This window comes from Pseudomonas sp. CMR5c, from assembly GCF_003850545.1.
In the GTDB taxonomy this organism is placed as follows: domain Bacteria; phylum Pseudomonadota; class Gammaproteobacteria; order Pseudomonadales; family Pseudomonadaceae; genus Aquipseudomonas; species Aquipseudomonas piscis.
Map to the genome: position 1 here is coordinate 1,506,709 of NZ_CP027705.1, position 23,821 is coordinate 1,530,529.

23 protein-coding genes are annotated in these 23,821 nt (G+C 64.8%); 17 read left to right on the forward strand and 6 right to left on the reverse strand.

Features of this window, described 5'->3' with window-relative positions:
- The first annotated feature begins 25 nt into the window (after window positions 1–25).
- On the forward strand, window positions 26–616 hold the full coding sequence (locus tag C4K40_RS06970; protein ID WP_022642773.1) for an ACP phosphodiesterase: 591 nt from the start codon (window positions 26–28) through the stop codon (window positions 614–616).
- A 6-nt stretch (window positions 617–622) separates the two neighbouring features.
- Here the strand turns inward: C4K40_RS06970 and C4K40_RS06975 are convergent, their stop codons facing one another.
- On the reverse strand, window positions 623–1,417 hold the full coding sequence (locus C4K40_RS06975) for a lysophospholipid acyltransferase family protein (RefSeq protein ID WP_053135451.1): 795 nt from the start codon (window positions 1,415–1,417) through the stop codon (window positions 623–625).
- Window positions 1,417–2,172: an L-ornithine N(alpha)-acyltransferase gene (olsB, locus tag C4K40_RS06980; protein WP_022642775.1), complete on the reverse strand. Its 756-nt coding sequence runs from the start codon at window positions 2,170–2,172 to the stop codon at window positions 1,417–1,419. The genes C4K40_RS06975 and olsB overlap by 1 nt, the downstream gene beginning before the upstream one ends.
- A gap of 141 nt (window positions 2,173–2,313) precedes the next feature.
- Here olsB and C4K40_RS06985 point away from each other — a divergent pair, with 141 nt between their 5' ends.
- The 9 genes from C4K40_RS06985 to C4K40_RS07025 all read left to right on the forward strand — a co-directional run bounded on the left by C4K40_RS06985 (window position 2,314) and on the right by C4K40_RS07025 (window position 11,680).
- Window positions 2,314–3,210, forward strand: coding sequence for an acyl-CoA dehydrogenase (locus tag C4K40_RS06985; RefSeq protein WP_022642776.1), 897 nt, complete (start codon window positions 2,314–2,316; stop codon window positions 3,208–3,210).
- A 73-nt stretch (window positions 3,211–3,283) separates the two neighbouring features.
- On the forward strand, window positions 3,284–4,381 hold the full coding sequence (locus tag C4K40_RS06990; RefSeq protein WP_022642777.1) for a serine hydrolase: 1,098 nt from the start codon (window positions 3,284–3,286) through the stop codon (window positions 4,379–4,381).
- Window positions 4,378–4,707 carry a hypothetical protein gene (locus tag C4K40_RS06995; RefSeq protein WP_022642778.1) on the forward strand — a complete coding sequence of 110 codons (330 nt, stop codon included), beginning with the start codon at window positions 4,378–4,380 and terminating at the stop codon, window positions 4,705–4,707. Before C4K40_RS06990 ends, C4K40_RS06995 begins: the two co-directional genes overlap by 4 nt.
- Before the next feature lie 121 nt (window positions 4,708–4,828).
- Window positions 4,829–6,004, forward strand: a complete 1,176-nt coding sequence (locus C4K40_RS07000; RefSeq protein ID WP_022642779.1) for a M20 aminoacylase family protein — start codon at window positions 4,829–4,831, stop codon at window positions 6,002–6,004.
- A gap of 102 nt (window positions 6,005–6,106) precedes the next feature.
- A complete protein-coding gene (locus tag C4K40_RS07005) occupies window positions 6,107–7,417 on the forward strand; it encodes an MFS transporter (RefSeq protein ID WP_022642780.1) in 1,311 nt (436 codons plus the stop codon).
- The gene (locus C4K40_RS07010) at window positions 7,414–8,877 is read left to right on the forward strand and encodes an amidase (RefSeq protein WP_053135448.1); all 1,464 of its coding nucleotides are present in this window, start codon (window positions 7,414–7,416) and stop codon (window positions 8,875–8,877) included. The genes C4K40_RS07005 and C4K40_RS07010 overlap by 4 nt, the downstream gene beginning before the upstream one ends.
- An 84-nt stretch (window positions 8,878–8,961) precedes the next feature.
- Window positions 8,962–9,735: an IclR family transcriptional regulator gene (locus tag C4K40_RS07015; protein WP_022642782.1), complete on the forward strand. Its 774-nt coding sequence runs from the start codon at window positions 8,962–8,964 to the stop codon at window positions 9,733–9,735.
- Between the two features lie 204 nt (window positions 9,736–9,939).
- Entirely contained in the window at window positions 9,940–10,521 is a 582-nt protein-coding gene (locus tag C4K40_RS07020; protein WP_022642783.1) for a YceI family protein, read from the forward strand.
- Between the two features lies 1 nt (window position 10,522).
- Window positions 10,523–11,680 carry a phosphatidylserine/phosphatidylglycerophosphate/cardiolipin synthase family protein gene (locus C4K40_RS07025; protein WP_053135445.1) on the forward strand — a complete coding sequence of 386 codons (1,158 nt, stop codon included), beginning with the start codon at window positions 10,523–10,525 and terminating at the stop codon, window positions 11,678–11,680.
- A 241-nt stretch (window positions 11,681–11,921) separates the two neighbouring features.
- Here the strand turns inward: C4K40_RS07025 and bglX are convergent, their stop codons facing one another.
- A complete protein-coding gene (bglX, locus tag C4K40_RS07030) occupies window positions 11,922–14,213 on the reverse strand; it encodes a beta-glucosidase BglX (protein WP_053135442.1) in 2,292 nt (763 codons plus the stop codon).
- A gap of 332 nt (window positions 14,214–14,545) precedes the next feature.
- Between bglX and C4K40_RS07035 the strand changes: the two genes are divergently transcribed.
- The 7 genes from C4K40_RS07035 (at window position 14,546) to C4K40_RS07065 (ending at window position 19,880) form a co-directional block, all read left to right on the forward strand.
- A complete protein-coding gene (locus C4K40_RS07035) occupies window positions 14,546–15,154 on the forward strand; it encodes a LemA family protein (RefSeq protein WP_022642785.1) in 609 nt (202 codons plus the stop codon).
- Window positions 15,154–16,077, forward strand: a complete 924-nt coding sequence (locus tag C4K40_RS32085) for a YgcG family protein (RefSeq protein WP_022642786.1) — start codon at window positions 15,154–15,156, stop codon at window positions 16,075–16,077. The genes C4K40_RS07035 and C4K40_RS32085 overlap by 1 nt, the downstream gene beginning before the upstream one ends.
- A 33-nt stretch (window positions 16,078–16,110) precedes the next feature.
- Complete coding sequence (locus C4K40_RS07045) at window positions 16,111–16,863, forward strand: YgcG family protein (protein ID WP_053135711.1); 753 nt, start codon at window positions 16,111–16,113, stop codon at window positions 16,861–16,863.
- A 30-nt stretch (window positions 16,864–16,893) separates the two neighbouring features.
- Complete coding sequence (locus C4K40_RS07050; RefSeq protein ID WP_022642788.1) at window positions 16,894–17,511, forward strand: TPM domain-containing protein; 618 nt, start codon at window positions 16,894–16,896, stop codon at window positions 17,509–17,511.
- Window positions 17,512–17,640: 129 nt separating this feature from the next.
- Window positions 17,641–18,861, forward strand: coding sequence for an SAM-dependent methyltransferase (locus tag C4K40_RS07055; protein ID WP_053135439.1), 1,221 nt, complete (start codon window positions 17,641–17,643; stop codon window positions 18,859–18,861).
- A 120-nt stretch (window positions 18,862–18,981) separates the two neighbouring features.
- A complete protein-coding gene (locus tag C4K40_RS07060; RefSeq protein WP_022642790.1) occupies window positions 18,982–19,563 on the forward strand; it encodes a DJ-1/PfpI family protein in 582 nt (193 codons plus the stop codon).
- Window positions 19,564–19,577: 14 nt separating this feature from the next.
- Window positions 19,578–19,880, forward strand: coding sequence for a ribbon-helix-helix domain-containing protein (locus C4K40_RS07065; protein ID WP_022642791.1), 303 nt, complete (start codon window positions 19,578–19,580; stop codon window positions 19,878–19,880).
- A gap of 147 nt (window positions 19,881–20,027) precedes the next feature.
- On the opposite strand, the gene C4K40_RS07070 is transcribed toward C4K40_RS07065, so the two are convergent.
- From C4K40_RS07070 to C4K40_RS07080, 3 genes are all read right to left on the reverse strand, one after another.
- Window positions 20,028–20,648, reverse strand: a complete 621-nt coding sequence (locus tag C4K40_RS07070; protein WP_053135436.1) for a hypothetical protein — start codon at window positions 20,646–20,648, stop codon at window positions 20,028–20,030.
- 80 nt (window positions 20,649–20,728) lie between these two features.
- Window positions 20,729–20,947, reverse strand: coding sequence for a hypothetical protein (locus tag C4K40_RS07075; RefSeq protein WP_256224202.1), 219 nt, complete (start codon window positions 20,945–20,947; stop codon window positions 20,729–20,731).
- Between the two features lie 197 nt (window positions 20,948–21,144).
- A complete protein-coding gene (locus C4K40_RS07080; protein ID WP_053135433.1) occupies window positions 21,145–23,706 on the reverse strand; it encodes a TonB-dependent receptor in 2,562 nt (853 codons plus the stop codon).
- Window positions 23,707–23,821: the final 115 nt, after the last annotated feature.

Consider the following 23,821-nt stretch of genomic DNA (forward strand, 5'->3'; position numbering starts at 1 on the left):
ATGTGCGCGGTGCTAAGCTGCGCGGATGAATTATCTCGCACATCTGCACCTCGGCGGCCAGCGCCCGGGTCAATTACTCGGCAGCCTTTATGGCGACTTCGTCAAAGGTCGCCTGCAAGGGCAGTTCGCTCCCGAGGTCGAGGCGGCGATCCAACTGCATCGGCGCATCGACACCTATACCGACAGCCACCCTGTGGTGACGGCGGCGCTGGCGCGTTTCGCCCAGACCCGCAGGCGCTACGCCGGCATCGTCATCGATGTGTTCTTCGACCACTGCCTGGCCCGTGACTGGGCGCAGTACGCCGATCGACCCTTGCAGGCGTTCACCGCCGACGTGTACCGGGCGCTGGCCGCCGAGCCACAACTGCCGGGGCGCCTGGCGCAGATCGCACCCTACATGGCGGCCGATGACTGGCTGGGTTCCTATCGGGACTTCCAGGTGCTGGAGCAGGTCCTGCGGGGGATTGCCCGGCGCTTGTCGCGGCCCGAGGAGTTGACCGCGGCCATGGGCGAGTTGGAACGGCTGTACCAGCCCTTGAGCGAGGATTTTCGCGAGTTCTACCCGCAACTGCAGGCGTTCGCCGAGCAGTACACCGCCCCGTCGCCGGGGCGCTGATTCCACTCAGGCCGCAACCAGTTCGCCATCGCGGCGTGGTTCGGCCGGCTGCAAGGCATCGCCGAACAGGGCTTTCTGGACCGCCTGCTGGGCCTGGAAGGCCAGTGCCGCGCGCTCCTGGCCCTGGCAGGAAATCGGCTTGAGCAGGTGGATCTCCACCTGGCCCTGGTCATTGGCGAACAGGCGCAACAGGTGAGACAGCAGGTCGTCGTCGCCGATGAAGGGCGCCAGGGTGTCGATCTGGCCATCGCGCAGGTAGCGGATCGCCACGGGTTGCAGGCAGGCCTCGGCCTCGATGGCGCTGGCCAGCAAGCGTCCATGGAAGGTCCGCAGGCCACAGCCATCGGTGGTGGTGCCTTCGGGGAACAGCAGCAGCGGATGCTGTTCCTGCAGGTGCCGGGTCATCTGCTTGCGGATCAGCTGGCTGTCGCCGGCGCCACGGCGGATGAACAGGCTGCCGGCCTTGGCGGCCAACCATCCGGCCACCGGCCAGGTGCGCACCTCGGCCTTGGACAGGAACGACAGCGGAGTGAGCATGCCCAGCAACGGGATGTCGGTCCAGGACACATGGTTGCTGACCCAGAGCATGGGCTGGCGTGGGAGTTGGCCGTGCACCGTTACTTGGAAGGGCAGAGCGTTGCCCAGGCGGGCCATGAAGAACCGCGACCAGCGCTGGCGGCGGACCATGGAGTTGCTGACCCCCAGGCGCTCCAGCACGCCGAAGATACTGGCCATGCCCAGGCCCAGCGCCACCACCAGCAGCACCCGGGCGATACGCCCGTAGACCCGTAGCCGGCGCATCACACGGCCGCCTTGAAGTGCCGGGCGTAGCGTGGGCACAGCTCGTCGCGCTTGAGCAGGATGAACACATCGGCCACCTGGAAGTCCTGGTCCCAGCAGGGCTCGCCGCAGATCTTCGCCCCCAGGCGCATGTAGGCCTTGAGCAGTGGCGGCATTTCGGCGATGACGTTGGACGGCAGGTCCAGGTTCGGCAGTGGGTGCCTGGGCTCGGCCCGCAGGTGCTCGGTGCTCAGGTAGCGCTCGCGCAGGCGCTGCATGATCGCATGGGCCTGCACTCCACCGTCCTGCATCGGGATGCTGGCGCAACCCATCAGGTAGCTGTAGCCACCCTCGTTGAGGACTTCGGCCAGCTCGCCCCAGAGCACGGCGATGGTGCCGCCGTTACGGTAGGCCGGGTCGACGCAGGTACGGCCGATCTCCAGGATCGGGCCCTGGAGTTGCACCAGGCCGTGCAGGCTGAACTCTTCTTCACTGTAGAAGCGCCCCAGGCTGCTGGCGGCCTGGTGGTCCAGCAGGCGAGTGGTGGCCACCAGGCACCCGCTGTTCAGGTCGCGTACCCCGATATGGCTGCAATGAACATCGTAGTCGTCCATGTCCAGACCCAGCTCCGCGCCCTTGAGCTTGGCGTTGAACTCGCCGCTGAAGACCTTGAACCGCAAGGCTTGGGCTTCCTGCAGGGCCTGGGCGCCGATCAGGCGTTCGGCTTGCAGGCGGCGTTCAGTACCGGTGTCGTTGATGCGGGCGATCTGAGTCATCGTGAATCTCCGTGCGGGCCAGCGACCCGCCTTGGGTTGCAGCCAATCGACTTTGTTGTGCAAAGTCAGGCTATGTAGCCGCGGTGTCATCGCCATGAAACTTTGGTGATGCTTGTGTGACAGCCCCTGAGGACCTTCGAAATGCCCTGGCAAGCCCTGCTCGAGAGCCATGAACGACTGCCCGCAACCCCTGATCTGGCGGAGGGTTACGGCGCTTTGCTGGCCCGCCTGGGCACTGTCACGCCATTCGAGCTGGCGGTGCTTGGCGGGCGCCTGATGGCGACCCCGGGCCTGGCGTTCCTGGTGGGTTACCAGGCGGCATTGCGCATGTTGTGGCCCAGTGCGCCGCTGAGCCTGGGCGCCTTGTGCGCGACTGAACGTCGCAGCCTGCGCCCGGCGGACATGCAGACCCGGCTGCAGGATCTGCGCCTGCATGGGCGCAAGGATTTCGTCACCGCCGGGGACGCCGCCGACTGGCTGCTGGTGGCGGCCCGTTGCGAGGCCCCCGGGGAGCGGGCGGCGCTGCGGCTGACGGTGGTCTATCCGGGCGAGCCCGGGGTCAAGGTCCAGACCCTGCCGGCGATCGCCCTGATGCCGGAGATCAGCCACGGTTGCCTGCTCCTGGACAATGCCGCCTGTGAACTGCTGGCCGGCGATGGCTGGGATGCCTATGTCAAACCCTTCCGCACCCTGGAAGACATCTATGTCCTCAGCGCCATGGCGGCCTGGCTCCATGGTGTCGGCCAGGACAGCGGCTGGCCGCAGCCGTTGCTCCTGCAATTGCTGGCGTTGCTGGCCGGTTGTGCCGAAGCCAGCCGGCAGAACCCGGCCCTGGCCGGCGGGCACGTCCTGCTGGGTGGGTTGTTCGTGCAGTTCGAAGCCCTGAAGCCGGAGATCGCCATGGCATTCGCCCAGGGGCCCGAGTTCTGGCGCGAACAGTGGAGCCGCGACCAGGCCCTGCTCGAGCTGGCCGCCGGCGCCCGGGCCCAGCGCCTGGCCAAGGCCCTGGCGGCCTTGCAGCAACCGGCTGGGCGCTGAGCCCCGGCGCTTGCAGCAAAACTGTCATGAACCTCGATTAGGCTCGGCCATCGGTTTTTCTCGAGTGTCGTCCATGGCCAAGGGCTCGATCCTGCTGGTGCTGCTTGTCGTGCTCGGCCTGCCGGCCCGGGCCGAGGACTGGCCGGCCGAGCAATGGCCGCGCGAACCCTTGCCCTCGGGTCCGGCGCTCCAGGCCCTGGAGGCCTATGCCTTCGCCCCGCGTGACGACGAGTCGCGCCAGGGGGTACGCACCGATGCCCTGCTGGTGGTGCGTGATGGCCGGCTGGTCTACGAACGCTATGCCGGCGAGACCGGGCCACAGACTCCCCACCTGATCTGGTCCGCCAGCAAGAGCGTGCTGGCGGTGCTCATGGGCGTCGCGTCCGGCGAGGGGCGCTTCGGCCTGCAAGACCCGGCGGTGAACTTCTATCCGGCACTCAAGCCCCACCCTGGCATCACCATGGCCGACCTTTTGCACTGGGCCTCGGGCCTGGACTGGCAGGAAGACTACGAGTACGCGCCGCTCAATTCATCGGTGGTAGCCATGCTCTACACCCGGGGCCACCGCGACATGGCGGCCTTCGCCGCGCAGCACCAGGCGGCCAGCCCACCGGGCCGGGCCTTTCGTTATTCCAGCGGCGACAGCAACCTGTTGGCGGCCAGCCTGCGCGGCATGCTGGGGGCGCAGCAATATCCGGACTATCCCTGGCGTGCCCTGTTCGAGCCCCTGGGTATCCGCCAGGCAGTATGGGAGCGGGATGCGGCCGGCACCTTCGTGGCGTCTTCCTATCTTTATATGAGTGCCCGGGACCTGGCCCGCATCGGCTTGCTGATGCAGCGCGAGGGGCGCTGGCACGACCGGCAACTGCTGCCCAGGGCCTGGGTCGAGTTCTGCCGCACGCCGTTCGCCGGCTACCGGGCGGGCCAGGACGTTGCCGTGGCGGGTGGGCACTGGTGGCTCAATCGCATCGTGGACGGCGCGCCCCGGCCCTGGCCGGATGCACCGGAGGATACCTACGCCGCCCTGGGCCACTGGGGCCAGGCGCTGTACATAGTGCCGCAGCAGCGCCTGGTGATCGTGCGCTATGGCGACGATCGCGACGGCAGCTACCAGCACAACGAATTGCTCAAGCGGGTGCTGGCGGCATTTCCTACCCCGGAGCAGCCATGAGCCGCCGAGCCTTCGTCCTGCGCCACCCGCTGCTCTGCCTGCTGCTGGCCGGGTCGCTGGCGCTATCGGGCTGGGCCTGGCAGCAACGGGAGGCGCTCCAGGCATTCCCGGATATCCTCGGCGCCTACACCGCCAAGGAATACTGCTCCTGCCGCTATGTGATGGAGCATCCGGCTGATTATTGCCGCGGGTACGTGCGCCAATACCTGCCCATCAGCAACCTGGTCGATGAGCCGGCATCACGGCGGATCACCGCCAGCGCTCTGGGGCGCACCCACAGCGCCACCTGGCAAGGGAACCGGCAGGGCTGCCGCCTCGATCCCTGAACCGCCTGCTGTTCCATCCTGTGGAACCACATTCGATTGTCCCTGGCGCCGGCTCGCGGTTAGCTACCACCGAGCTGCGTACAACAAGCACGGGAACCCACCCGGCCAGAGGACAGACGCCATGACCCGACACCAGCACATCCTTGCCTGGCTCAATGACATCGCCGGCGACTTGCGTGCCATCCGCCACGACATCCATGCCCACCCCGAGCTGGGATTCCAGGAAAACCGCACCGCGGCTCTGGTGGCTCGCTGCCTGCAAGACTGGGGCTACGAGGTGCACCAGGGCATCGGCTGCACCGGTGTGGTGGGCGTCCTGCGCAACGGCAGCAGCTCGCGCACCCTGGGCCTGCGGGCGGACATGGACGCCCTGCCTATCGTCGAAGCCAGCGACGCGCCCCACAGCAGTCGCCACCATGGCTGCATGCACGCCTGCGGGCATGATGGCCACACCACCATCCTGCTCGGCGCCGCCCGCTACCTGGCGGCCACCCGGCAATTCGACGGCACCCTGAACCTGATCTTCCAGCCGGCGGAGGAGGGCCAGGGCGGTGCCGAGGCGATGCTCGCCGACGGCTTGCTGGAGCGTTTCCCCTGCGATGCGCTGTTCGGCCTGCACAACATGCCGGGCTTGCCGGCAGGGCACCTGGGGTTTCGCCAGGGAGCGATGATGGCGTCCCAGGACCTGCTCGAGGTGGTGGTCGAAGGTGTAGGTGGCCATGGTTCCATGCCGCATCTGGCGGTGGATCCGCTGGTGGCGGCGGCCAGCATGGTCATGGCCTTGCAGACGGTGGTGGCGCGCAACATCGATGCGCAGCGGGCGGCGGTGGTCACCGTCGGCGCCCTGCAGGCTGGCGAGGCCGCCAACGTGATTCCCCAGCAGGCACTGCTGCGCTTGAGCCTGCGCGCCCTCGACGCACCGGTGCGTGAACAGATGCTGGAGCGGGTCAGGGCGATCATCCAGACCCAGGCCGCAAGCTATGGCTGCACCGCCAGCATCCTCCATCGCCCGGCCTATCCGGTGCTGGTCAACAGCCCGGCCGAGACCGAGTTCGCCCGGCAGGTGGCCGTGGAATTGCTGGGGGACAGCGCAGTGGATGGCAATACGCCAAAGCTGATGGGCAGCGAGGACTTCGGCTGGATGCTCCAGCGTTGCCCGGGCAGCTACCTGTTCATCGGCAATGGCGTGGGGCAGCCGATGGTGCATAACCCGGCCTACGACTTCAACGACGACATCCTGCTCACCGGCGCCGCCTACTGGGGCGCCCTGGCGGAGAGTTGGCTCAAGCCGCTCTGAGCGTCGTTCTGCAGGTATTTGCCAGTTCCCCGGGTGCCCTTGCGTGCGCCCGGCACTTCAACGAGCCCGCAAGAAGGCTCAAAAGTCCGTGTGGAGCTTTCCATGAGCCTTTCGACCCCCGCTGTTTCCAAGACCCGGCAGGTGGTTGCCGCCGTCATCGGCAATGCCCTGGAGTGGTACGACTTCATCATCTACGGCTTTCTCGCCAGCTTCATCGCCCGCCAGTTCTTTCCCGGCAGCGACGAATACACTTCCCTGCTGATGGCCCTGGCCACCTTCGGCGTGGGCTTCTTCATGCGTCCGGTGGGTGGTGTGTTGCTGGGCATCTACTCCGATCGCAAGGGGCGCAAGGCGGCCATGCTGTTGATCATCCAGTTGATGACCCTGGCCATCGCGATCATCGTCTTCACTCCCACCTACGCCGCCATCGGGCTCGGCGCGCCGTTGCTGGTGGTGGTGGCGCGCATGCTCCAGGGGTTCGCCACCGGCGGCGAATATGCCAGTGCCACGGCCTACCTGGTGGAGAGCGCACCGCCCCACCGCAAGGGCTTGTACGGCTCATGGCAATTGGTGGGGCAGTGCCTGGCGGTGTTCAGCGGTGCGGCGATGGCGGCGGCGGTGACGCATTTCTTCTCGCCCCAGGCCCTGGAGCAGTGGGGGTGGCGCTTGCCCTTCGTGTTCGGCCTGCTGATCGGTCCGCTGGGCCTGTGGATTCGCAAGTACATGGACGAACCGCAAGTCTTCGTCGAGGCCCGCAAGCAGGTGTGTGGCAAAGGCCCGGGGCTGCTGGAGATCATCCGTACCCATCGCCGGGGCATCCTGGTGGCCATGGGCCTGGCCTGCGGTGCCACGGTGTCGTTCTATGTGCTGCTGGTGAACATGCCGACCTTCGCCCACAACAATCTCGGCCTGCCCCTGGACCAGGTGCTGCTGGTGCAGATGCTTGCGGTGGCGCTGATGACCCTGGTCATCCCGCTGGCCGGGGCATTGTCGGACCGCCATGGCCGGCGGCCGGTGCTGATGCTCTTCACCCTGGTGTTCTTCGTCATGGTCTACCCCTTGTATGCCTGGGTCGCGGCCGCACCGTCCATCGAGCGCCTGCTGGTGATGCAACTGCTGCTGTGCAGCGCCATCGGCGGTTGCTTCGGCCCTGCGCCCACTGCCCTGGCCGAGCAGTTTCCCATCGAGGTGCGTTCCACCGGCGTGTCGGTGGCGTATAACGTCGCAGTGATGTTGTTCGGTGGATTCGCACCGCTGGTGGTGACCTGGCTGAGCAAGACCATGGCCACGCCGGTGGCGCCTGCGTTCTATGTATTGCTGACGTCGATGCTGAGCTTGCTGGCCATCTACTGCCTGCACGATCCGCTCCGGCAGAACAAACCTGCGACCTTGCCCCTGGGAGGTGCGTCTTGAGCAAGCTTCACGAACCCGTGGCTGGCGACTCGATCGTCGAACTCGATGCCCTGGCATTGTCCGCGGCGATCCATGGCCGCGAACTGTCCTGCCGGGAGGTGATGCAGGCCTACTTGGCGCAGATCGAGCGCGTGAACCCGCAGGCCAATGCCCTGGTTTCGCTGCGTGCGCCCGAATTACTCCTGGACGAGGCCGACCAGCGCGACCGGCAATTGGCCCGGGGCCAATCCCTGGGCTGGATGCATGGCATGCCGCAGGCGATCAAGGACCTGGCAGCCACCGCCGGGCTGACCACCAGTCTTGGCTCGCCGCTGTTCGCCACCCAGGTGCCCGGCGAGGATGCCATCAGCGTGGCCCGGGTACGCGCCAGCGGGGCGTTGATCGTCGGCAAGAGCAATGTCCCGGAGTTCGGCCTGGGCTCGCATACCTACAACCAGCTGTTCGGCACCACCGGCAATGCCTACGACAGCAACCTGAGCGCCGGCGGCAGTAGCGGCGGGGCGGCAGTGGCCCTGGCGCTGCGCATGCTGCCGGTGGCCGATGGCAGCGACATGATGGGCTCGCTGCGCAACCCGGCGGCGTTCAACAACGTGTTCGGCATGCGCCCCTCCCTGGGCCGGGTGCCCCATGGCCCGGCGCCGGAGCTGTTCGTCCAGCAACTGGCCACCGAAGGCCCCATGGGCCGCACCGTGGCCGACGTCGCCCGGCTGCTGGCGACCCAGGCCGGCTACGATCCCCGCGCGCCCCTGTCGCTGAAGGATGACCCGGCCGCGCTGGGTGCCTCCCTGCAGCGGGATGTACGCGGGCTACGCCTGGGCTGGCTGGGGAACTACAACGGTTACCTGGCCATGGAGCAGGGGGTGCTGGCGCTGTGCGAGAAGGCCCTGGGGGATTTTCTCGACCTGGGTTGCGAGGTGGACAGCTGCCAGCCGGAGTTCTCCCTGGCCCAGCTGTGGGATTGCTGGCTGGTGCACCGGCACTGGCTGGTCCAGGGTTCCCTGGGCCTGCTGTACAACGATCCGGACAAGCGTCGCTGGCTCAAGCCTGAGGCCCGCTGGGAGGTGGAGGGCGCGGCCAGTCTCGGCGCGGCCGATGTGTATCGCGCCTGCCAGAGCCGCAGCGATTGGTACCGGGCGCTGCTGCGGTTGTTCGAGCGTTACGATTTCCTGCTGTTGCCCACCGCCCAGGTGTTTCCTTTCGATGCACGCCAAGCCTGGCCACGCCAGGTTGCCGGACAGGAAATGGACACCTATCACCGCTGGATGGAAGTGGTGATCGGCCCGACCCTGGCCGGCTTGCCCTGCATCAGCATCCCGGTGGGCTTCAACCTGGCCGGCCTGCCCATGGGCATGCAGATCATCGGCCCGCCCCAGGCCGACCTGGCCGTGCTGCAACTGGCCCAGGCCCATGAGCAGCTCACGCAGTGGGTGCGCCGGCGACCTCCTGGCAATATCCGGTAATCAGGCAGGGGCAATGGTGAGGTCGAGGGGGCCCGCATCTTGCTGGGAAATTCCTTACCCATCCTCAAGCAGAGAGTCCGGACCATGGCCAGCAAGTTAGAAAGCGCAGGCGTGCGTTCAGTGGAGCGGGCCTTGGCCATCGTCGAGCTGTTGGGCCAGCACCAGGCCCTGGGCCTGGAAGAGTTGCACTACCTGACCGGCCTGCCCAAGGCCACGGTGTCGCGCCTGTTGCTGACCCTGCAAGAGCAGGGTTGGATCTACCGTGGCCTGAGCGACCGGCGCTATTGCCTGAGTGCCCGCAGCCTGTTCGGTGACAGCCGGCAGCGCTTCAAGCGCCAATTGGCCGAGCGCGCCGGGCCCTGGCTGCTGGAGCTGAGCGCCCGCACCGGGCTGGTCAGCGACCTGTCGAGTTTCGACGGCGAGCACCTGGAGGTCCTGGAGAGCGTGGTGCCCGAGGTCTTGCGCAAGCGCTATCCGAGCAGTAGTAGCCGCGTGGTTGGCCAGCACGCCAGCCTGTTTCATTCAGCCATGGGCAAGGCCTGCCTCGGAGCCTTGCCCAGGGCGGAAGTCGAGCGCCTGGCAGCACGCGAAGCCGAGCCGATCGAGGCCTGGCTGCAACCAAGCGTGCAGTTCCAGCACCAGGGGTTCGGCCAGCGTACCGAGGGCTATTGGGAATACCCGGTGCGCCTGCCGTTCCTGATCCGTGCCGTGGCCCTGCCGCTGCAGGTCGACGGCCGGGTGGTGGGCAGCATTGCCCTGCATTGGCCGCAGGATCTGTCCTGTGTCGAGCAGGTACGCCATCAGTACCTGGGGCTGTTGGCCGAGACGGTCGGGCAATTGCAGAAGACCTTCGCCTGAATCCCGCCCGTCGCCGTGGCTTTCCCGCGTCGACGCATGGGCGCCTTGCCCTGATCAGCCATCGTGCAGGTGGCCTGGCCATGATTGCCGACACCTCTTTTGGCACCGTATCAATCGCCTTTAGCCCCGGCTAACGGTGTCCCGAGGGTTTGCCAGCCTCCAGACGCCCGGTTAAGGTGGCGCCTTCTGTTCTCGGGAGCTTGCATGCGTACCTCGATCCGCCTTCTTCTCAGCCTGCTGGCAGTGCTGGCCCTTCCGGCCCAGGCCAACTGGTACCTGGACAACGAGTCCTCGCGTATTTCCTTCGTGACCACCAAGAACGCCAGCATTTCCGAGGTCCAGCGCTTCCTGGTGCTGCACGGCAAGGTCGATGGCAAGGGACTGGCCCAGCTGCAGCTGGAGCTGGACTCGGTCAGCAGCGGCATTCCCCTGCGTGACGAACGCATGCGCCAGGACCTGTTCCAGGTCCAGCAGTTTCCCGAGGCCCGGGTCACTGCGCAGATCAACCTGCGGCCGATCAACGACCTGGCCAATGGCGCGCAGATCGAACTGCTGCTGCCGATCACTGTGAGCCTGCACGGCCAGGAGCACACCTACAACGCCGAGTTGCTGGCCACGCGCCTGGACGAGCGGCGTTTCCAGGTGGTGACCCTGGAGCCCCTGGTCCTCAACGCCGAGGATTTCAACCTGGCGCCGGGCCTGGACAGCCTGCGCAAGGTCGCCGGTTTGTCGGCCATCAGTTTCTCGGTACCGGTGGGTGCGGTACTGATCTTCACGGCGCGCTGAAATGCGCGGAGCGGTTTTCCCCTGGCGCGAAGGCAACCGCTTCGAGTTACTGGTCGACGGGCCCGAGTTCTTCCCACGCATGCTGGTGGCCATTGCCCGCGCCCAGCAGCAGGTGGAGCTGGAGCTGTACCTGGTGGAAGCCGGCTCCTGCGCGCAGGCCATGGTCCAGGCGCTGGTCCAGGCCGCCGAGCGCGGCGTGCGGGTACGTTGCCTGTTCGACGACTATGGCAGCCTGGCCTTCACCCAGGCCCTGCGCCGCAGCTTGACCGACGCCGGCGTCGAGCTGCGCTTGTACAACCGCCTGCAGTGGCGCCAGGGCTGGCTCAACCTCTATCGCGATCATCGCAAGCTGTTGTTGGTGGACCGCTCCCTGGCGGTGGTAGGGGGAACCGGGGTCACCGACGAATTCTGGCTGCCGGAACGCAACAGCTGCGACTGGCATGAGGTGATGGTGCAGATCAGCGGCCCGATGGTGGCTGACTGGCAGGTGCTGTTCGACCGCCAGTGGGATGCCAACCCGCATCGCGGAGCCTGGAAACCCAACGCCGATTTCGGCCTGCAACGCTTGCCGCGCCTGCCCGATAGCGGCGAGGGCATGGGCCGGGTGGCCTATGCCGATGCCCGCCAGCACCGCGATATCCTGCATTCGTTGATCCGGGCCCTGCACAGCGGCCAGCGACGGGTCTGGCTGGCCACGCCGTACTTCCTGCCCACCTGGTCGGTGCGTCGCTCGCTGCGCAAGGCGGCGGCCCGGGGCCTGGATGTGCGCCTGCTGCTGACCGGCCCCCGTACCGACCACCCGGCGGTGCGCTATGCCGGGCACCGCTACTATCCGCGCCTGCTCAAGGCCGGGGTGCGGATCTTCGAGTACCAGCCCTGTTTCCTGCACCTGAAGATGGTGCTGGTGGACGATTGGGTGAGCGTCGGCTCATGCAACTTCGACCACTGGAACCTGCGCTTCAACCTGGAAGCCAACCTGGAAGCCCTGGACCCGGCGCTGACCGCCGCAGTGGTGGCGAGCTTCGAGAGGGACTTTGTCCAGAGCGATGAGGTCAGCCTGGCGGTGTGGCGAAACCGGCCTTTGTGGCGCCGGATCAAGCAGCGGATCTGGGGCTGGGTCGATCGCCTGGTGGTCAACCTGCTGGATCGTCGCGGCTGACCGCCACGACTGATACGGCTGACTGTAGCCGCTGCCTCAGGCTGCGCATGAGCGCGAAGCGGTCGCGGCGGTCGTGAGTCCGATGGAGGCTTGGCGGGAGATCGACAAGCAAGGTCCTGCGGACCTTTGCGCAGCCTCCCAGGCTCGGCAGCGGCTGCAGATATTGCAGCGATTGCGGGGATTACAGGGGATTGCAGAGGCAGCCGGCCGACGCAGGTCATGCGCCAGCCGGTGAGGGGGATCAGAGCAGTTCGAAGCTCTGTTGCTGGACGTCCTGGGAATCCAGGCCGATCTGTACGTTGAAGTCGCCAGGTTCGGCGGCGTACTTGAGCTGGGCGTTGTAGAACTTCAGGTCGTCTTCGTTGATGTCGAAGCGGATGACCTTCTCTTCGCCGGCCTTGAGCATGACCTTCTGGAAGTTCTTCAGCTCTTTGATCGGACGAATGATCGAGCCGGCCACATCCTGGATGTACAACTGCACCACGGTCTCGCCATCACGCTTGCCGGTGTTCTTCAAGGTCACGCTGGCCTCCAGCTTGCCGCCCTTGTGCAAGGTGGTGGCGGACAGGGCCATGTCCGACAGGCTGAAGCGGGTGTAGCTCAAGCCATAGCCGAACGGGAACAGCGGGCCGGTGATGTCATCGAAGTACTGCGAGGTGTAGTTGCCCGGCTTGCCCGGGGTGAACGGCCGGCCGATGGTCAGGTGGTTGTAGTAGGTCGGGATCTGGCCCACGGAGCGCGGGAAGGTGATCGGCAGCTTGCCCGAGGGGTTGTAGTCGCCGAACAGCACGTCGGCGATGGCGTTGCCGCCCTCGGTGCCGCTGAACCAGGTTTCCAGGATCGCGTCGGCCTGCTGGTTTTCCTCCAGCAGGGTCAGTGGCCGGCCATTCATCAGCACCAGCACCAGGGGCTTGCCGGTGGCCTTGAGGGCCTTGATCAGCGCCCGCTGGCTGGCCGGGATGTTCAGCTCGGTGCGGCTTGAGGATTCATGGGACATGCCCCGCGACTCGCCCACGGCGGCGACGATCACGTCAGAAGCCTGGGCTGCCTTCACGGCCTCGTCGATCATCTGTTGCGCCGGGCGTGGGTCGTCCACCACTTCCGGGGCGTCGAAGTTGAGGAAGTTCAGGTAGTCCACCACCTTCTTGTCGTCGGTGATGTTCGAGCCCCTGGCGTAGACCAGCCGGGCCTGGTCGCCCAGCACATTGCGCATGCCTTCGTAGAGGGTCACCGATTGCGCCGGCACGCCGGCGGCGGCCCAGCTGCCCATCATGTCGATCGGGGCCTTGGCCAATGGGCCGACCACGGCGATCCTGGCGGTCTTTTTCAGTGGCAGGGTGTCGTTCTGGTTCTTCAGCAGCACCAGGCTGCGCCGGGCGATATCCCGGGCGTCGCTGCGGTGCAGGCGGCTCTCGGCGTTGGTGTCGGCCGGATCGTCCTCGGCCTTGCCGATGCGCAGGTACGGATCCTTGAACAGGCCCATGTCGTACTTGGCCCCCAGGACTTCACGCACGGCGTTGTCGATGTCCTTCTCTTCGATCTCGCCGGACTTGAGCAGCCCGGGCAATTCCTTGCCGTACAGCGAGTCGTTCATGCTCATGTCGATGCCGGCCTTGATCGCCAGCTTGGCGGCCTCGCGACCGTCCTTGGCGACGCCATGGCGGATCAGTTCGATGATCGCGCCGTGGTCGCTCACCGCCAGGCCCTTGAAGCCCCACTCCTTGCGCAGCAGGTCGTTCATCAACCAGGTGTTGGAGGTGGCGGGCACGCCATTGATCGAGTTCAGGGCCACCATCACCCCACCGGCACCGGCGTCGATCGCCGCGCGGTAGGGCGGCAGGTAGTCCTGGTACATCTTCACCGGGCTCATGTCGACGATGTTGTAGTCGCGACCGCCTTCCACCGCACCGTACAGGGCGAAGTGCTTGACGCTGGCCATGATGCTGTCGGGTGCCGCCGGGCTCTTGCCCTGGTAGGCGTTGACCATCACCTTGGCGATTCGCGAGACCAGGTAGGTGTCTTCGCCGAAGCCTTCGGACGTCCGGCCCCAGCGTGCATCGCGGGAGATGTCGACCATCGGTGCGAAGGTGATGTCCAGGCTGTCGGCGCTGGCTTCCTGGGCGGCGATACGCCCGGAGCGGCCGATGGCGTCCATGTCCCAGCTGGAGGCCAGGGCCAGGCTGATGGGGAAGATGGTCCGGTGGCCGTGGATCACGTCGTAGGCGAAGAACATCGGGATCTTCAGGCGGCTGCGCATGGCCGCGTCCTGCATCGGCCGGTTTTCCGGGCGCGAGATGGAGTTGAAGGTTGCTCCGATATTACCGGCGGCGATCTCCTTGCGGATCAGTTCCCGGGGCATTTCCGGGCCGATGCTGATCAGACGCAACTGGCCGATCTTTTCCTGCAGGGTCATCCGCTTGAGCAGATCGGTGATAAAGGCTTCCTTGTTCTCCAAGGGGACCGGGGCAGACTCGGCCAATACAGGGTGACTGGCCAGGCTGACCAGCAGCCCCAGCAAACACAGCTTCTTCATGAATTTGTTCTCAAGGGCTCAAGACCGACGCATGAGTGACGCGCCGAACAGCCAAAATTTAGGGGGCAGCTATTGTTGTTCAGATAATTCCCGCACACTTCAGGCCGTGTGAAAACTGCTGCATTCGGCAATACGGCGTTAACAACAGGCTTGTCTTGCCTTGACTCGCGACGTTTTCACACAGTCTTATTTCTGAACTCTTTTTCGCGCTGGGCATCTTTTAGCCCATCAGCCCGATGCATTCCAGTAGCGTTGGCAGATTTTGCCCTGCCAGGGCCTGAAAACACGGGCAAAAGATTCTCTTCAACCAGGTTGTGCAAGGAGCCTCACCCATGAACCTCACCCAAAGCCTGCGCTCGAGCTGGCCTGTCGCCGCCCTGTTGCTGCTCACCAGCCTGCTCAGCGGCTGCGGCATCAACAACATTCCTACCCTCGACGAGCAGGTCAAGGCCGATTGGGGCCAGGTGCAGAACCAGTACCAGCGCCGTGCCGACCTGATCCCCAACCTGGTGGAGACCGTCAAGGGCTACGCCAAGCACGAGCAGGAAACCCTGACTGCGGTGATCGAGGCCCGGGCCAAGGCGACCTCGATCCAGGTGGACGCCAGCACCCTGGACAACCCGGAAAAACTCAAGCAGTTCCAGCAGGCCCAGGACCAGTTGAGCGGTGCCCTGAGCCGCCTGATGGTGGTCTCCGAGCGCTATCCGGATCTCAAGGCCAACCAGAACTTCCTGGCCCTGCAGTCCCAGCTCGAGGGCACCGAGAATCGTATCGCCGTGGCCCGCCGTGACTTCATCCTGGCGGTGCAGAAGTACAACACCGAGATCCGCACCTTCCCCGGTCGCCTGTGGCACAGCCTGATGTACAGCGATCTGCCGGTGCGCGAGTCGTTCGAGGCCACCAGCCCCGACGCCGACAAGGCCCCGCAAGTGAAATTCTGATGAACCACGGGCAGCGCGTGCTGCGAGGCGCGCTGCTGTGGCTATGGCTGGTGAGTGGCGCCGTACTGGCGCAGCAACCAGGGCCCACACCCACGGATGGGGTGCAGTTGCGTTCGGCGCAACCCACTGTCCAGGTCGGGCCCGCACCGGCCACTGCGACAGCGGTGCCGCTTGAAAGCCTGTTCCCCAAGCTGACGGGCAGAGTGGTGGACACGGCGCAGATGCTCACGCCTTCGGCGCAGGTCTACCTGACGCAGATGCTCGAACGGCTCGAGCAGAGCACCACCGACCAGGTGGTGGTGGTCACTGTGCCGAGCCTGGGCGGCTACAGCATCGAGGAGTTCGGCCTGCGACTGGGGCGGCACTGGGGGATCGGCCAGAAGGACAAGAACAACGGAGTCCTGCTGCTGGTGGCCAAGGACGATCGCAAGGTGCGGATCGAAGTGGGCTACGGCCTGGAAGGGCGGATCGACGATATCTGGGCGCACCTCATTATCAACGACTCGATCATTCCGTATTTCAAGGATGAGCTGTACTCCTCCGGGATCATTACCGGCACCACCTCCATCGTGCGTCTGCTGGAGCCCAACAGCACGCGGATGCTGGCGCACCGCTGGGTGGTGCAGAGCTGGTACCAGCAGATCGAATGGATGTGGTGGTTCAAGGTGTTGTTCTTCCTGGTGTTCGCCGTCTTGCCCCTGGGCGCGATCCTGGCTTCGTGGCGCAACAGCGAGACTGAACCAGGCCGTGCCAGCGATGATCCGCCCACACGTGAACCCAGGGCCGAGCGTGATTCGGGATCGAGCAGTTCATTCGACTGGTTCGACTCCGGCAGTTCGAGTTCCGGCTCAAGTTCCGATTCGGATGGTTTCAGGGGCGGCGGTGGCAGTTTTGGTGGTGGCGGGGCATCCGGCAGTTGGTAGTGCAAGCGAAAAGTCATTGAGGACGAGGTGCTGATGCGACTCTATAAAATCGGCCTGGTGCTGTTGCTCTGGGTCTTGGCGATTTCGGCCCAGGCCGAGCTGAAGTTCCCGGCCCTGAGCGGGCGAGTGGTGGACGATGCGCAAATGCTCGAGCCGGCCACGCGCGCCCAGTTGACCCAGGAACTTGCAGCCCATGAGCAGGCCACCAGTGAACAATTGGTGGTGGTGACCCTGGCGAACCTGCAGGGCGCCACCATCGAGGATTATGGCTACCAGCTGGGGCGCCACTGGGGCATCGGCCAGAAGGACAAGAACAACGGCGCGCTGCTGATCGTTGCCCGGGATGAGCGCAAGCTGCGCATCGAAGTGGGCTATGGCCTGGAGGATCGCCTGACCGATGCCCAGGCCTCGGTGATCATCAACCAGGTCATCACCCCGGCGTTCAAGAACGGGCAGTTCAGCAAGGGCATCAGCGACGGGGTTTCGGCGATGCTCCTGGTGCTGGGCGGCACGCCGCTGGATGAGCCAGCCACCGCATACGATACGGGGCAGAGCAGCGCTCAGGATGATTTTGTCCAGCGTCACCCGTTGCTGTTCATCTTCCTGGTGCTGCTGTTCATCCTGGTGATCATGGTCGCGCAGGCGCTCGGTTTGATCTCCACCACCAGCGGCCGCGGTGGCGGTGGTGGTTTCGGAGGCGGCGGATTTGGCGGTGGGTCCGGCGGTGGCGGCTTCAGTGGCGGTGGCGGCAGCTTTGGCGGTGGTGGCTCCTCCGGCGGCTGGTAACTCAAAATAAAAAATCGGATATCCAACGACATGGCATTACTCAGTGAATTCGAACAACGGCAGGTGGCCGAAGCCATTGCCCGGGTGGAGCAGCAAACCGACGCCGAACTGGTGACGGTGCTGGCCGCCCGAGCCGACGACTACGCCTATATCCCGCTGCTCTGGGCCAGCCTCGTGGCGCTGGTGGTGCCAGGCCTGGTGCACTACGCCACCGGCTGGCTGAACATGCACCTGTTGTTGCTGGCGCAATGGGCGACCTTCATCGTGCTGTGCCTGGTGTTCCGACTGCCGCGGATCACCACCCGGCTGATCCCGCGTTCGGTAAGGCATTGGCGGGCCTCGAACCTGGCCCGGCGCCAGTTCCTCGAGCAGAACCTGCACCACACCGTTGGTGGTACCGGGGTGCTGATCTTCGTCAGCGAGGCCGAGCGCTACGTGGAGATCCTGGTGGACGAGGGTATTTCCAAGCGCCTGGACGACAAGCGCTGGGACACCATCGTCCGCGCCTTCACCCGGCAGGTGAGGCAAGGCCAGACCTTGCAGGGCTTTCTCGACTGCATCGACTCCAGTGGCGAGCTGCTCAAGGAGCATGTGCCCCTGACCCAATCGCGCAACGAGCTGCCCAACCGCCTGGTGGTGCTCAACTGAGCCCTGAGGGCTCGGTTGCTGAAGAATCTGCGCCGTCGGGTCAATAACTCCGTGCCCCGGCGGCCCATCCCCCCTAAAATACCCGCCATTTCCCGATTCGCTCCCCGCACCGCCCGAGGCTCCAGCCCCATGTCCGTCACCGCACCTTCCGTCCGGCCCGCGCCGGACCACCATGCCCAGTTCCTGCAATTGCTGGAGACCAGCCTGGCGCAAAACGCCTTCATCAAGCTGGTGCTGGCCAAGCACGTGGGCGCCGAGGCGGACCTGCAACGGCTGATCATCAAGCAGCTGACGGTCAAGGAGCAGCCGTGCCTGTCCTTCGTCTATCGCTACAAGACCCGCGATATCACCAAGAACCTGCCCCTGGCCGAAGGTGTGGCGAGTATCGCCGGGCTGCTCCCGGCCTCTTTCAAGAATGCCCACTTGCTGACCCTGTCCGATGAGGTCCAGCTGGAGTACAGCAAGAAGGGCAAGAGTTCGTTGTTCAAAGGCAAGCCGCAAACCCAGCGCGATGTGCCGTCCGCCGAGCACAACCGCGAGAAGAACCGCTTCCTCGACCTGGATCGGCCGTTCCTCGCCGACCTGGGCGTGACCAACAAGCAGCACGAGCTGATTCCGGCGATGTCGCGCAAGTGGAAGCAGATCAACAAGTTCATCGAAGTCTTCAGCCATGCCCTGGGCAGCTCGCCGATCGACCTTGCGCAGCCGGTGCGAGTGGCGGACTTCGGCTCAGGCAAGGGTTACCTGACCTTCGCCATCCACGACTACCTGCGCAATACCCTCAAGGCCCAGGGCGAAGTTACCGGGGTCGAGCTGCGCGAAGACATGGTGACCCTGTGCAACGCCGCCGCCGCGCGCCTGGAGCATCCCGGCCTGGTGTTCAAGTGCGGTGACGTGCGCAGCGTGGCCCCCAGCGAACTGGAAGTGATGATCGCCCTGCATGCCTGCGACATCGCCACCGACTACGCGATCCACACCGGCATCCGCTCCGGGGCGGCGATCATCATGTGCTCGCCGTGCTGCCACAAGCAGATCCGCCAGCAGATCCAGAGCCCGGCGTTGCTCAAGCCGATGCTGCAATACGGCCTGCACCTGGGGCAGCAGGCGGAGATGGTCACCGACAGCCTGCGGGCGCTGTTCCTCGAAGCCTGTGGTTACGAAACCAAGGTCTTCGAATTCATCTCCCTGGAGCACACCAACAAGAACAAGATGATCCTCGCGGTCAAGCGTGCCGAGCCCCAGGATCCGACCCAGTTGCTGGCGCGGATCGACGAACTCAAGGCCTTCTACCGCATCAGCGAACACTGCCTGGAAACCCTGCTCAAGGCCGACGGCTACCTCGCGGGATAAGCTTCGAACTTGCCGCTTGTGGCTTGCAGCTGTAGTAGTCGGTTATTACCCGGCCGCAAGGATAAGGACTACCTTGAATACTCCTTCCGCCCACGTGCTTGTTTGAAAGGAGTCCATTCCATGGCCGCGAAAAAAATCCTCATGCTGGTTGGCGACTACGTCGAAGACTACGAAGCGATGGTGCCGTTCCAGGCTCTGCAGATGGTCGGGCACACGGTGCACGCCGTGTGCCCGGACAAGAGCGCCGGGCAGACCGTGCGCACCGCCATCCACGACTTCGAGGGCGACCAGACCTACAGCGAGAAGCCCGGGCACCTGTTCGCCCTGAACTTCGACTTCGCCAAGGTGCAGTCCAGCGACTACGACGCACTGCTGATCCCCGGCGGCCGTGCCCCGGAATACCTGCGCCTGAACGAACAGGTGCTGCAACTGGTCAAGGAGTTCGACCGGGCTGGCAAGCCGATTGCCGTGGTATGCCACGGTGCGCAACTGCTGGCGGCGGCGGGCATCCTCGAAGGCCGCGAATGCAGCGCCTACCCGGCCTGCGCTCCGGAAGTGCGGTTGGCGGGAGGCACCTATATGGATATTCCCGTGACGCAAGGCCATGTCCAGGGCAACCTGGCCACCGCCCCGGCCTGGCCGGCCCATCCCAATTGGTTGGCCGGTTTCCTGGGCTTGTTGGGCACCCGCATCAGCCTGTAAGCGAGGACCGCGCCATGTGCGAGCTGTACGTCAAGGCCGACCCGATCCTCTACGAATCGCGTTCGCGTTCGTTGCGCATCTGTGGCGTGGTCACCACCTTGCGCCTGGAAAACCAGTTCTGGGACATCCTCAGCGAGATCGCCGAAGTGGACGGCATGACCACCAACCAGCTGATTGCCAAGCTGTATGAAGAGGTCATGGATTACCGTGGCGAGGTGGTGAACTTCGCCTCCTTCCTGCGGGTCAGTTGCACCCGCTACCTGAGCCAGCGACGCACCACCGCCCCCGACCTCAACCTGGTTCGCCTCAACCGATGAGCCGTAGCCGCTGCTGAGCCTGCGAAGCTGTGCCCGCCCCGAAGGGGCGCAAGGTCTGCGTTGTAGATGCCAAGCAAGGTCCTGCGGACCTTTGCGCAGCCGCAAAAGCTCGACAGCGCCTACAGGGGCTCTGCTCAAGGCTGAAGGTCACAGCCCCAGGCGCACCAGCTGGCGCAGGTCGGCGATCACCGCCGGGTTGCCGCCTTCGAGCACATCCAGGCGAATCTGCGCGATCAGTGATTTCAGCAGTTCGGTCTGGGTCATCCGCGTCGCCTGCAGCAGGCGCGCGAGATCCTCGGCCACATAGTGGTTCACCTTAAGCGACAGGCGTTTCATTGCATTCACGGCAGGTATCTGGCGGACCTCGGCCTGTTGGGCCAGGTACTGGGCGAAGCCGTCGTGCACTTGTTCCAGGGCAGGTACAAGGGGGGCGCTGAAGTAATAGCTGAAGAACAGCTTGCGCATCTGCACCCCGGCGTCCTCGGCCACCGAGTGCATCGCGGCGTCCAGCACGTCGAGGTAGACCGCAGGCAGCCGCGCCTCGATGGAGGTCAGTTGCTGGCGGCGCGCTTCCTTGATCGCCGGGGTCGACTGGGGGGGAATGGCTACCGTGGTAGCGCACTGATCGCAGACCCCCACCAGGATCTCTCGGGCCTGACCGTTGCCGTCGCTGAAGGGCACGTCGCGCCGGGTGTAGGTAATGCCCACGACCTGCTGGCAATGCTCACAAAGTGCCTTGCCCCGGTCGCCCTGCAGATAGAGTTTCATGGGTTGTCCTCATCGGTGAACGCTGATGAACCACGCATCTGGCTCGATAAAGTAGAACTTGATGTACCAGCCCGCCTTCCTCAGCACATGGACGGCAAGGTCCGGGGGCTGTGGTGGGCACTGCACTGGTGGTCGCTGCCCTTGCAGGCGACGATGACCTCGATCAGTTGGCCGGCCGAAACCTCGCCGGTGGCCAGCAGGTTCTTGACCTCGATCGAGCCGCGTGCGGCATGTAGATAGTTACCGCTCTGTAGTGCATTGATCAGGTCCCGCCTGACCTTCCTGAAGCCTCTGTCCATGATGCTTGCTTTTTGTACGATAATATTCGTACGAGGTCAATGGGGCGTTGGCTGAAAGCGCCCAAAGGCGCTCCAACGGTTTTCAGGGGGGAGGTCGATCCTAGCCCAGGGAGGGCCAGTGGGAGGGCGAAGCTAAAGGCTTGCAATACATCGTTGGTGCTTCGCCTGGCGCAGAGCGCTGCGCCAGGCGAAGGCCTTCAGAAGAACCGGGTCACGCTGATCTTGGCGTTGCGGCCCAGGCTCGAGGCGTTCTCGCCGCTGAGCGGTGGGCGGTAGTCGCGGTTGAACATGTTGTCCAGGGTGAAGTGGACTTCGGTGCCCTTGAGGTAGGGCTGCTGGGGTTTCCAGTTGGCGAACAGGCCGTGCACGTTGTAGCGGTCGTTCTTGTACTGGTTCCAGTAGGAGTCGCCCATGGAACTGGCCGGGCCGCCCGGGTAGATGTCGCTGGGTACGCGGTCGGTCTGGCGCACCCATTGGCCTTGCCAGCCCACCTGCGCATCCCACTGCGGGATCTTCACCCCCAGGGTCGCCACCCACTTGCGTGGCGGGATATCCCGGGCCCAGACGTTCGGCCCCCAGGGGTTGGTGTAGGCGCCTTCATGCTTGCCGGTGATCCAGGAGTAGGACAGCGAGCCGAACAGGTAGTTGGAATCGTAGAAACTCTCGACCTCGAAGCCCTTGATGGTCAGGTCGCCGATGTTGCGGTAGACCCCGATGGTCGGCTGGTTGCACACGTCTCTGATACTTGCACCGGTGCTCAATTGCTCGGGACAGCCGATCCCGAGGTTCTTCATGATCTCGTCCTTGAACTTGTTCTGGAACAAGGTGGTGCGCACTTGTACCCGGTCGTCCTTGGCCAGTACATCGGAGAAGCTGTGGATGCTGCCACCGCGCAGCGCGGTGATGCGCTCCGGATCCAGGTTGCGGCTGGTGGAGGAGCGAGTGCTACCCGGGGCCTGGACTTCGTACTGCTCGTCGATCACCGGGGCGCGCCAGGTCTTGCTGTAGTCGGCGAACAACGCCAGTTGCGGGTTCACCGTCCAGAACGCCGACAGGCGTGGCGACCAGCCGGTGTAGGTCTTGGCGCTGTAGTCGTGACCGACCACCGGATCAGGGCTGTTGTAGACCGGCGCGTCGTTCTTCTGCCCTCGGTTGCGTACATAGTCGTAGCGCAGCGATGGGGTCAGGGTGAAGTCGCCCAGGGAGATAGCGTCCTGGATATAGAAAGCGTTGTTGTCGACCTTGCCGTGGGGCATGAACGCTGGTTGGTAGTAGCCATTGTTGTACTTGGGGGTGCCGTACGTTTTGCCGGGCATCCACATGTCCACCTCGCGAGTGTGCTTGCGGATCTGGATGCCGTTGGTCAGGGCGTGCTCCAGTGGCCCGGTGCTGAAGCGGCTGGTGTTCTTCAGCGCGAGGATCCTGTCCTCGTAGCCCACGGTGATCTTGCGCCCGCCCGAGGATGGCTGGACGAAGGCATTCGGCCCGCGCTCATCGGTCTGCTCGGTGTCGGAGTAGGAGTACTTGGCTTCGAAATCTATCCACGGATTGTCCACCGGGGTGTACTGGTACTTGGTGACCCAGGTGGTGTCGATGGTGTTGCGCCGGGCCAGGTAGCGTCGAGTGGCATCGTCATAGCCGAGTCGGTCGATATCGCTCTTGCTCGGTGGCGTCGGGTAGCTCTTGGCCGAGAAGGGGGCCCAGATGTCGCTGTCCGAGCGCATGTAGGTAAAGCCCAGGCGATGTTCGTCGGTCAGCTGCATGTTCAGCTTGAACAACTGGCCTTCCAGGTCCTGGGCGGTATTGGGCAGGCGCTTGGGGTTGATCGGGTAAGAGTTGTCCGGGTCAGGCTGGGCGCTGGCCAGCTTCATGTCGTCGCCGTCGCGCTTGGTCCAGTAGGCCAGGGCATCGAAGCGGCCGTCGTCGGTACGGCCGTAGACCGCCGAAGTGTAGGCTTGCTCATGGCTGTTGCTGCTGTAGCCGTACTTGACCATGGCACCGACATTGCGCCCGTCCTGCAACAGGTCCGGGGCATCCTTGGTCTCCATGTGCACGGTGCCGCCGAAGCCACCATTGCCGGTCTCGGGAGAATGCGGACCTTTTTCCACCTCGATGCGCTTGACCATTTCAGGCTCGATGAAGATCGAACCCTGCTGGTAGCGTTCGAAGCCGCTCTTGGTGGCGCCATCGACGCTCATTGGTACGTCTTCGGCATCCCCCATGCCCCAGATGTTGATGGTCTGGCCACCGGGCTTGAGCGAGCCGCCCAAGGTCACGCCGGGCAGGGTATCGATCAGGCTGACGACGTTGGTGGCCTGGTGGCGATCGATCTCCGCCTGGTTCAGGGTCGAGCGGCCGACGCTGGAGGAGTCCACCACCGAGCCGTTGCCGATCACGCTCATGGCCCCCAGTTGCAAGGCCGAGCCGCTGCTCTGGCTGGTTTCGGCAGGGCGCACGATATAGGTGTTGTCGACTTTGACCAGGCTGAACTGGCCATTGCGCAGCAACTGGCGGATCGCCTCTTCCGGGCTGTAGTCGCCTTGCAGGGCTGGCGCCTTGGCGTTACGCAGCAGTTGCTCGTCGAACAGCAGCTGGATTTTCGCTTGCTGGGCGATCTGGCTCAGGGACGCGGCCAGGGGCTGCGCCGGCAACTGGAAATGGATCGGCCCGGCATGGGCCTGCAGGCTGAAGGCCAGGCAGGCGGCCAGCAGGGTCGGGCGGGTACGGACTAACGGAACAGGCAAGAGCGCGCGAAACATGACTTCCCCCAGAGCGGCTTAAAGGCCAGAAAAGCGCTGCGGACAAATCGCAGACGGGAGGAAGACGGGACAGTGAAAAAAAACCTCATATGCAAATGAAAAATATTCTCATATG

Bases quoted from the DNA above. Each gene is read 5' to 3' on its own strand.
- olsB (WP_022642775.1), bottom strand. From the start codon at position 2,172: ATGACTCAGATCGCCCGCATCAACGACACCGGTACTGAACGCCGCCTG.
- C4K40_RS07005 (WP_022642780.1), top strand. From the start codon at position 6,107: ATGAGCCTTTCGACCCCCGCTGTTTCCAAGACCCGGCAGGTGGTTGCC.
- C4K40_RS06995 (WP_022642778.1), top strand. From the start codon at position 4,378: ATGAGCCGCCGAGCCTTCGTCCTGCGCCACCCGCTGCTCTGCCTGCTG.
- bglX (WP_053135442.1), bottom strand. From the start codon at position 14,213: ATGAAGAAGCTGTGTTTGCTGGGGCTGCTGGTCAGCCTGGCCAGTCAC.
- C4K40_RS07080 (WP_053135433.1), bottom strand. From the start codon at position 23,706: ATGTTTCGCGCGCTCTTGCCTGTTCCGTTAGTCCGTACCCGCCCGACC.
- C4K40_RS06990 (WP_022642777.1), top strand. From the start codon at position 3,284: ATGGCCAAGGGCTCGATCCTGCTGGTGCTGCTTGTCGTGCTCGGCCTG.
- C4K40_RS07045 (WP_053135711.1), top strand. From the start codon at position 16,111: ATGCGACTCTATAAAATCGGCCTGGTGCTGTTGCTCTGGGTCTTGGCG.
- C4K40_RS06970 (WP_022642773.1), top strand. From the start codon at position 26: ATGAATTATCTCGCACATCTGCACCTCGGCGGCCAGCGCCCGGGTCAA.
- C4K40_RS32085 (WP_022642786.1), top strand. From the start codon at position 15,154: ATGAACCACGGGCAGCGCGTGCTGCGAGGCGCGCTGCTGTGGCTATGG.
- C4K40_RS06985 (WP_022642776.1), top strand. From the start codon at position 2,314: ATGCCCTGGCAAGCCCTGCTCGAGAGCCATGAACGACTGCCCGCAACC.
- C4K40_RS07035 (WP_022642785.1), top strand. From the start codon at position 14,546: ATGAACCTCACCCAAAGCCTGCGCTCGAGCTGGCCTGTCGCCGCCCTG.
- C4K40_RS06975 (WP_053135451.1), bottom strand. From the start codon at position 1,417: ATGCGCCGGCTACGGGTCTACGGGCGTATCGCCCGGGTGCTGCTGGTG.
- C4K40_RS07055 (WP_053135439.1), top strand. From the start codon at position 17,641: ATGTCCGTCACCGCACCTTCCGTCCGGCCCGCGCCGGACCACCATGCC.
- C4K40_RS07020 (WP_022642783.1), top strand. From the start codon at position 9,940: ATGCGTACCTCGATCCGCCTTCTTCTCAGCCTGCTGGCAGTGCTGGCC.
- C4K40_RS07025 (WP_053135445.1), top strand. From the start codon at position 10,523: ATGCGCGGAGCGGTTTTCCCCTGGCGCGAAGGCAACCGCTTCGAGTTA.
- C4K40_RS07050 (WP_022642788.1), top strand. From the start codon at position 16,894: ATGGCATTACTCAGTGAATTCGAACAACGGCAGGTGGCCGAAGCCATT.
- C4K40_RS07000 (WP_022642779.1), top strand. From the start codon at position 4,829: ATGACCCGACACCAGCACATCCTTGCCTGGCTCAATGACATCGCCGGC.
- C4K40_RS07070 (WP_053135436.1), bottom strand. From the start codon at position 20,648: ATGAAACTCTATCTGCAGGGCGACCGGGGCAAGGCACTTTGTGAGCAT.
- C4K40_RS07015 (WP_022642782.1), top strand. From the start codon at position 8,962: ATGGCCAGCAAGTTAGAAAGCGCAGGCGTGCGTTCAGTGGAGCGGGCC.
- C4K40_RS07075 (WP_256224202.1), bottom strand. From the start codon at position 20,947: ATGGACAGAGGCTTCAGGAAGGTCAGGCGGGACCTGATCAATGCACTA.
- C4K40_RS07065 (WP_022642791.1), top strand. From the start codon at position 19,578: ATGTGCGAGCTGTACGTCAAGGCCGACCCGATCCTCTACGAATCGCGT.
- C4K40_RS07060 (WP_022642790.1), top strand. From the start codon at position 18,982: ATGGCCGCGAAAAAAATCCTCATGCTGGTTGGCGACTACGTCGAAGAC.